We start from the raw sequence: 1,071 nt of genomic DNA on the forward strand, positions 1-1,071 counted from the left end.
GTCTTTTGGATACTTAACTCGCTGTGCAATAAGTCTCTTTGCAGTGCAAACTTAGCAAGATGGATAAAGTTTAATTTGCCTCTGAGTTGGCAGTTACTTAAGCTGCATGCTTGGAACTTTCTATGTTTTTAATAAAGCTATTCAAGAAAGCGTTGTTTTTCCTGTAAACATTTTTCACGTAAATTGCTGCGTGCACCTTTTAGGATCTGAGTTTGATTAAGTTTTGGCGCCAAGGATTAATGTTACTCTGTGTGTCGATCATTTTGATCGCCCATACGAGTGGCTATGCGCCGCGCAGCTTAACCGCTCAGCATTTTGCGCCTAAAACAGTAGTGACAACTGTGCTGACTGCGGATACGCCGTCAATCGCAGCGCAAGAAAATACGACATCGCGCCATTCAACTGAACAATCGACTGCGAACGAGAGTAAAGCGGTTTGCATTGCTTCTGATAAGGTGCAAGCCTCCGATTGTTCCGAACCTGAATTCGTTAGTCATTCTGACGATTTTAATTTTGCCCCGGTTAACTCCCAGCGCTTTATCAATCTTGTTCAGCATGATATGCGCGAAGTGAAGCCTGTTTACCTGTTGGCCTTTGAGTTCGAACCCGAGCCTGCGCCCGCATTAGGGGAAAATATTCGCCTCGATGCTCGCCCGGATTGGACCCTCTTAGCCGAATCTTCACCCGCGCGGATCTCCGGCTGGAAAGTATCCAACCTCCAATATCGCTTTAGTCAGCAAGCCGCTTAATTCACCGCTCCCTGTAGCAAGTTAGCAAGGCTTATCCATAACGATACCGTTTGAGTTTGTTATCTGAACCAGAGGTCGTTAGGGATACCTTTGATTAACTTCGCATTTTGTCATCCGAAACCTGTACCCGATAACCTAGCATCAAAGCCTGCGGAATGACTGCCGCAGATACGACTGAATTGCATTGGATTAAATGCATTCGGTTTAGACGGATTTGAATCGGTTATCACCACTGAGTTTGCTGCGTTTAGCGTTCTCCTTGTGGGATCGGTGTTTACAGGTTTCACCGTAATCAGTGATTGTTCGCTCATGTTTGAAGGCG

General features: G+C 45.8%; 1 protein-coding gene. It reads left to right on the forward strand.

Translation table 11 applies throughout. From position 1 onward, the window contains the following. The first annotated feature begins 239 nt into the window (after positions 1-239). Entirely contained in the window at positions 240-749 is a 510-nt protein-coding gene (locus SHEWPOL2_RS22035; protein ID WP_037431841.1) for a hypothetical protein, read from the forward strand. Positions 750-1,071 lie beyond the last annotated feature (322 nt).

The organism is Shewanella sp. POL2 (genome assembly GCF_000282755.1).
Taxonomy (GTDB): domain Bacteria; phylum Pseudomonadota; class Gammaproteobacteria; order Enterobacterales; family Shewanellaceae; genus Shewanella; species Shewanella xiamenensis.